The organism is Pseudomonas sp. HMWF006 (genome assembly GCF_003061205.1).
Classification (GTDB): Bacteria; Pseudomonadota; Gammaproteobacteria; order Pseudomonadales; family Pseudomonadaceae; genus Aquipseudomonas; species Aquipseudomonas monsensis.
Genome location: NZ_QAIU01000457.1, coordinates 4530 through 10854, shown reverse-complemented (window position 1 = coordinate 10854; position 6325 = coordinate 4530). Strand labels below are relative to the sequence as shown.

At 58.8% G+C, this 6325-nt stretch carries 6 protein-coding genes; 4 read left to right on the top strand and 2 right to left on the bottom strand.

Features of this window, described 5'->3' with window-relative positions; genetic code table 11:
• A partial coding sequence (locus DBR24_RS31085; protein ID WP_177490635.1) for an MFS transporter occupies positions 1 to 417 on the top strand: 417 nt, incomplete at its 5' end.
• Between the two features lie 54 nt (positions 418 to 471).
• Here DBR24_RS31085 and DBR24_RS19815 read toward each other — a convergent pair.
• Positions 472 to 840, bottom strand: a complete 369-nt coding sequence (locus tag DBR24_RS19815; RefSeq protein ID WP_123467739.1) for a DUF427 domain-containing protein — start codon at positions 838 to 840, stop codon at positions 472 to 474.
• Positions 841 to 1145: 305 nt separating this feature from the next.
• Positions 1146 to 2552, bottom strand: coding sequence for a serralysin family metalloprotease (locus tag DBR24_RS19810; RefSeq protein ID WP_128615596.1), 1407 nt, complete (start codon positions 2550 to 2552; stop codon positions 1146 to 1148).
• Positions 2553 to 2831: 279 nt separating this feature from the next.
• Between DBR24_RS19810 and DBR24_RS19805 the strand changes: the two genes are divergently transcribed.
• The 3 genes from DBR24_RS19805 to DBR24_RS19795 all read left to right on the top strand — a co-directional run bounded on the left by DBR24_RS19805 (position 2832) and on the right by DBR24_RS19795 (position 6306).
• A complete protein-coding gene (locus tag DBR24_RS19805) occupies positions 2832 to 4760 on the top strand; it encodes a DNA topoisomerase III (RefSeq protein ID WP_128615595.1) in 1929 nt (642 codons plus the stop codon).
• A gap of 202 nt (positions 4761 to 4962) precedes the next feature.
• Entirely contained in the window at positions 4963 to 5466 is a 504-nt protein-coding gene (locus DBR24_RS19800; protein WP_128615594.1) for a GNAT family N-acetyltransferase, read from the top strand.
• Positions 5467 to 5976: 510 nt separating this feature from the next.
• Entirely contained in the window at positions 5977 to 6306 is a 330-nt protein-coding gene (locus DBR24_RS19795; protein ID WP_123467733.1) for a hypothetical protein, read from the top strand.
• Positions 6307 to 6325 lie beyond the last annotated feature (19 nt).

The window sequence follows — 6325 nt, the reverse complement described above, 5'->3', positions numbered from 1 at the left end:
GTGCAGGTGAGCATCGGCGACATGAAGATCGACGGCTACGACGAAGCCGCACTGCGCGGCGCGGTGACACTCGCTGGTTACCCGCAACAGGCGGATCTGCAGCAGATCAACAAACCGATGATCGTGGCGCTGATCGTCGCGCTGATCATCATCTCGGCCATGTGCTACGGGCCGCTGGCGGCGCTGATGGTCGAACTGTTCCCGACGCGCATCCGCTATACCTCGATGTCCCTGCCCTACCACATCGGCAATGGCTGGTTTGGCGGGTTCCTGCCGACCGTGTCGTTTGCGCTGGTGGTGTACACCGGGGATATTTTCTATGGGCTTTGGTACCCGGTGCTGATTACCGGGGTGAGTTTGGTGGTGGGAATGTTCTGTCTGCGTGAGACGAAGAACATCGATCTCGACAAGAACTGAAACTCACCCAGACAACTCAATCGGCGAGGGCTTTTACCCTCGCCGTTTTTTTGCTCAGGCATCAGCCTTGATCACTTCGAACTTCACCTGATCCGGATAAAACGCCACGTAGTTTTTGATCTGCTCGACCGAGATTTTCGGTTTCTCATAAGTCCACACCGCATTCGCCCCTTCATGCCCCGGCACTTGCAGACTGAAGTAATTGGCATCGCCCTTGTAGGGGCAATAACTGGTGTGATCGGTGCGGGCGAAATACTGTTCGTCGATGTCTTCGCGGGGGACGTAATAAACCGGCGGGTAGTTGGCTTCGTTGAGGATCAGCACGCGGGAGGACGCAGCGACCTGGATGCCGTGGAATTTCACCACCAGGCACCCGACAAGTTGTTCGAGGTTTATGACGGGACTGAGGCCGGAACTTTTCATGGGGTTCCCCTGAATACGGCGAAGAGACCGGTTCAGGTATAGCCCATCGGTTCTGGTTGGGGTGGTTTTACAGCCGAACGGCCCATCAACTTCAAAAGCTCCCTCACCCTGACCCTCCCGAAACGTCGGACCGCCCCGAGGAAGAGGGGACTGACCGAGTTGTCTGACGAAATCCATCGACCTGAAAAATCGAGTCGATTATGGATTCAAAACCAATCGTTCAAGTCGGTGAATTTCGCCAAAATCCCCCAATCAGTCCCCTCTCCCGCTGGGAGAGGGTTAGGGTGAGGGCCGATCTTCAGGCATCACGCCAGAATATCAGTCGCCACCGCTTGCCCCACCACACCGACGGCAAAGTCCACCGAGCCCTGCCCCGTCAGATCAACCATCAGGCTGGTCTGATTGGTCTGCGCGAAGTAGGTCAGGATCGCGTCGCCGGCATGTCCGGTGAAGCCGCTGACGAAGTTCAGCGAGGCTGCACCCGTGGCGAAACCGGCGATCCCCGACAAGTCGATCTTGTCCAGACCGCTAGTGAAATCCATGATCCAGTCCGGCGCGGTCATGGTCGAATCGCTGGCCGCGCCAAACACAAAGGTGTCTGCGCCTGCACCGCCCCACAAGGTATCGCCACCGCCACCACCGTAGAGGATGTCATTACCGGCACCACCGAGCAGATCATTGGCCGCCGCATTGCCGATCAGCAGATCATTGCCTGAACCACCCAAAGCATTTTCCACGGTCACGCCGTAAGCGATGGACACGTTACCGACCAAACCGCCGACGTCGGAGAACGAACCCTCATTGAGGTTGATTTTCTGGTTCTGGCTGAAGCCTGAGAAGTCCAGCGTGTCGTTGCCGCCGCCATCCCACACCGAAAACACCACTTTCGACGATGCCGAAGTGGCGCTGTAGAAATCGCGCTCGGCGTTGGAATTGAAGCCGTACGTAGTGTCCTCGGCACGGGTCGCGTAGTTGGCGCCATAGAGTTTTTGCACAGCAACGATATCGTCCAGCAACGGCGCCGAGGCGTACGCGCCGCTGCCGTCCTTGCTGAAGTTCTGGTCGGTGTTGGCTTCGCTCCAGTAGCTCATCAGGCTGTAGCCACGGGTATCTTCAGCGTATTTGGCATCGTTGTAGGTCGGGTTGCCGTTGCCGGCGTTGTAGGCGCCCGGGTGCGACAGACCGAGGGTGTGGCCGATCTCGTGGGTCAGGGTCTGGCGCCCGTAGTTGTTGGTGTCCGGGGTCTTGTTGACCTGATATTGATTGTTGATCAGATACCACGACTGGCCGTCATAGCTGCCGCCGCTTGGCAGGTAGGCAAACGCCGCGCCACCGGTGCTGACGTCGTAGTTGCCGAACGTCATGTGCCCGTCGCCGCCCTTGCCCTCGGTGAACGTGACCCTGGCGACATCGGCCCAGGATTGCATGGCCAGCACGGCCTGCGCCTTCTGCTGGGCGCTGAATTCGCTGAAGTTGCCCAGTTGCGGATTGTAGTTCGCCGGTTTTTCCGTGAGGAAGCTGTAGCTCAGGTCGATTTTGCCGTCAGCGTTCTTGTCGCTCCACGACAGGCCTTTGCGCAGAATTTCGTCAGCGGCCTGGTCGGCGGTGAACGATGGTTTACCGTTGACCAGACCGACGCCACGGTCGTACAGGTGGCTGAACGTATTGACGTCGTCGTAGGCGCTGCTGGTGCTGGAGGTGGCTTGAGCCATGATGGACTTCCTTGTTTCTGAGTAGTCAGTGTCCGACAGACCACGGCGATCCCGTGTCGGGATCGTCCTGTCACGTGCTTGTCATAAAAACGCACTGAACCTGACATGGCGGGCAACACGAGGCTAATCAATTTCTCGATAGCCGGAGTGACGTCCCCGGATTGCCCGTCACGTGCTGCAATCGTTTTTATCTGTATATCCATACAGATAAACGTTGCCCCTGATGCGAAGTCCGGCCATTCTGTGCACCTGTTCCGACCTTGATCGACGATGGTGGTTATGCGGCTGTACCTCTGTGAAAAACCTTCCCAGGCCAAAGACATTGCGGCCGTGCTCGGTGCCCGGCGCCGGGGCGACGGGTGCTGGCTGGGAACGGATGTCACGGTGACCTGGTGCATTGGCCACTTGCTCGAAACCGCGCCGCCGGATGCCTACGATGCCCGCTACAAGCGCTGGGTGCTGGCGGATCTGCCGATCATTCCGGACAAATGGAAAATGACCGTCAAACCGCGCACTGCCAGCCAGTACAAGGCAGTCAAGCGCCTGCTTGGCGAGGCCAGCGAACTGATCATCGCCACCGACGCCGACCGCGAGGGCGAGATGATTGCCCGGGAACTGGTCGAGCACTGTCGCTATCGCGGGCCGATTCGGCGCTTGTGGCTGTCGGCGCTGGACGAGGCATCCATCCGCAAGGCGCTGGCCGCACTGAAGCCGGGGGCAGAGACGTTCAGCCTCTATCACTCGGCGCTGGGTCGCTCGCGGGCGGACTGGCTGATCGGGATGAACATGAGCCGGTTGTTCACGCTGCTGGGCCGTCAATCCGGTTATCAAGGTGTGCTGCCAGTGGGCCGGGTGCAGACGCCGACCCTGCGCCTGGTGGTCGATCGCGACCGCAGCATTGCCGATTTCGTCCCGGTGCCGTACTGGGCCGTCGATGTGCAACTGCTGCACAACGGCACAGCATTCACCGCGCAATGGCGGGCGCCGGGCGACGCCTGTGACGATCAGGATCGCTGCCTGAATCAGGCGCTGGCTCAAACAGCGGCAGCCGCTATGAGTAGTGCTGCCAGCGCCCGGGTGGTGAAGCTGCGCACGGAGCGCATGCGCGAAGTAGCACCCCTGCCCTTTGACCTCGGCACCCTGCAGGAAGTCTGCTCGAAGAAACTCGGCCTCGGCGCACAGGAAACCCTCGACATCGCCCAGGCCCTCTACGAAACCTACAAGGTCATCACCTACCCGCGCAGCGACTGCGGCTATCTGCCCCTGAGCCAGCACAGCGAGGCGCCGCAGATTCTGGCGGCATTGCGTCAGGCCGACCCGAGCCTTGAGGTGCTCAACGGCTTTCTGCAGCCCCAGCGCAAATCCCGGGCATGGAACGACGCCAAGGTCAGCGCGCACCATGGCATCATCCCCACGGCTGCAGCGAAGAACCTCGAACGCCTGAGCGGCAAGCACCGCGCGGTCTACACACTGATTCGCGCGCGCTATCTGGCGCAGTTTCTGCCCAATCATGAATACGATCGCACCCAGGCCGATTTCGATTGCGCCGGTGAAGCGTTGCGCGCAGTCGGCAAGCAGATCATCGAACCGGGCTGGAAACGTGCCTTGCCCGAAGCACTCGCACCGGCCAAGGGTCGTGAAGCGCCCGCACCGCAGACCTTGCCGGTATTGCGCGAGGGCATCGACTGCGCGGTGGCTGACGTCAGGCTCAAGGACCTGTGGACGCAACCGCCCAAGCCCTACACCGAAGGCGATCTGATCAAGGCGATGAAGAACGTCGCCAGACTGGTGGAGGATCCGCTGCTCAAACAGAAACTCAAGGACACTACCGGCATCGGCACCGAAGCGACCCGGGCGTCAATTATTCAGGGTTTGCTGGATCGCGGCTATCTGGTGAAGAACGGCAAGGCACTGGCCGCGACACCGGCGGCGTTCAGCCTGATCGATGCCGTGCCCCGCGCCATCGCCGACCCCGGCACTACCGCGATCTGGGAACAGGCGCTGGACATGGTGCAGAGCGGCGAAATGAGTCTGGAAGAGTTCGTCACCAAACAAGCGGCATGGATGAGCAAACAGGTCACCCGCTGTTCCGGCCTGAGCCTGACCATCAGCGGCCCGCCGCCGTCAGGCAAGGCTGCCGCGCCGTGGAAGAAAAAGCGCAAGTCGACACGCAGTAAAACCACCGGTACCAAGCGCAAAACTCAATGACCACAGCCTCTGTGCCGAGGGGATTTATCCCTGTCAGGTCGCGAAGCGGCTCCTCTTTTGTTACAACCATCAGGGGGACTGCTGCGCAGTCCAACGGGGATAAATCCCCTCGCCACAAGGTATGTGCATTCGCAATACCTGGGCTTACTACAAAGTGTTGGGGCCACAATACTGGCTCATCACTGCCGGGAGTTCAGCCACTATGCCCACCATCGCACTGCACCCCGCCCACCGCGACGAATGGGACACCCTGGAAAACCTGATGCAGTTCTACATGCACGACTTCAGCGAATGGCTGCCGCTGAAACTGGCCGGGCACGGTTTGTTCAGCATTCACCCGAAAGACGACTACTGGCGCAATCCCGCCACCCAGCCCTTTCTGATCCGCGTCGACGGCGAACTCGCCGGTTTCGTGACAGTGGACAACGACACCCACATCGCCGGTGCCGAATTCAATATCGGCTACTTCTTTATCGCCCGGCGCTTTCGTGGCCAAGGCGTCGCGCAATTTGTCGTCTCTGCCCTATTGAGCCGTATCCCCGGTCAGTGGCAAATTTTCCATATCGACGCCAACCTGCCGGCACAGCGCTTCTGGGCCCGACTGATCCCCGAGTTGAGTGGCGGCGAATTCACCTGCCAACCGCGCGAAGTGGACGGTTACCCGTGCACCTTCTACGCGTTGTACGCGCCTTTTTCCGTTGCCTGAACGGATCCTTTCTCATTCCAAAACAGCTTTGTCCGACAATATGTAGTGAGAAAAAATAATCACTACAAAACCGTTGACGGCATCGTTTTGCTTTTGCATGATGAAGACGCTCCCCGATCGGGAGCACTGGCAACACGCTTGAGCAAACTCGTCTGACCGCCGAGTTGTTTTTTCCGAATACACGCTGCCCACAAGGCAGATTGAAGAAGCTGACCTGGCCTGAACGTCCAGTACAAGGACGAGAAGCGCTGGCGAAAATTCTCAAGACGCTTGTGGTCGACACTGTAAAGGTCGTCAAGGAGCCTCCCGGTTTTCGCTGCTTCTCCTCGTTGTGACGCTATTGCGTAGCAGTTATTCAACACGACTACATGCAACAGATGCACGACCCCGTACTTGTCACGGGCGAGCGCTGACGTCCTGGTTTCGGTGCCAGGGATCAACTAACCGATGGGCTACCTGTATTAGCGAATCAACTTTGAAAGATCACCAAACTGGTCAAGGGGCAACATCATGAATCTGAACAATCAACCGACTATTGAAGAACTGGCTCGTATGTTCGCTGCGCAAAAAGACAGCCACGACAGCCATATTCTGTGGATCAGCAAGACGGGCCAGGTGCATATCGACTGCCTGTCGCCCCATGCTGGTGAAGAAGAGTTCGACCAGAACAACCAGAACCTGCTGGCCCGCCTGAAGATGTACCGCCGTGGCCACGGTTATGTCGGCAAGAAAGCTGCGGCCGACAAGGACTTCATCGGTAATGTTCTGCAAACGCTGAAACAGGCGTGGGACTCGATGCAGAACAACAACGAAGTTCGGGTGATTGACCGGTTCTGCTGAGTTAGTAATTAAATAATTG

Bases quoted from the DNA above. Each gene is read 5' to 3' on its own strand.
- DBR24_RS19800 (WP_128615594.1), top strand. From the start codon at position 4,963: ATGCCCACCATCGCACTGCACCCCGCCCACCGCGACGAATGGGACACC.
- DBR24_RS19815 (WP_123467739.1), bottom strand. From the start codon at position 840: ATGAAAAGTTCCGGCCTCAGTCCCGTCATAAACCTCGAACAACTTGTC.
- DBR24_RS19805 (WP_128615595.1), top strand. From the start codon at position 2,832: ATGCGGCTGTACCTCTGTGAAAAACCTTCCCAGGCCAAAGACATTGCG.
- DBR24_RS19810 (WP_128615596.1), bottom strand. From the start codon at position 2,552: ATGGCTCAAGCCACCTCCAGCACCAGCAGCGCCTACGACGACGTCAAT.
- DBR24_RS19795 (WP_123467733.1), top strand. From the start codon at position 5,977: ATGAATCTGAACAATCAACCGACTATTGAAGAACTGGCTCGTATGTTC.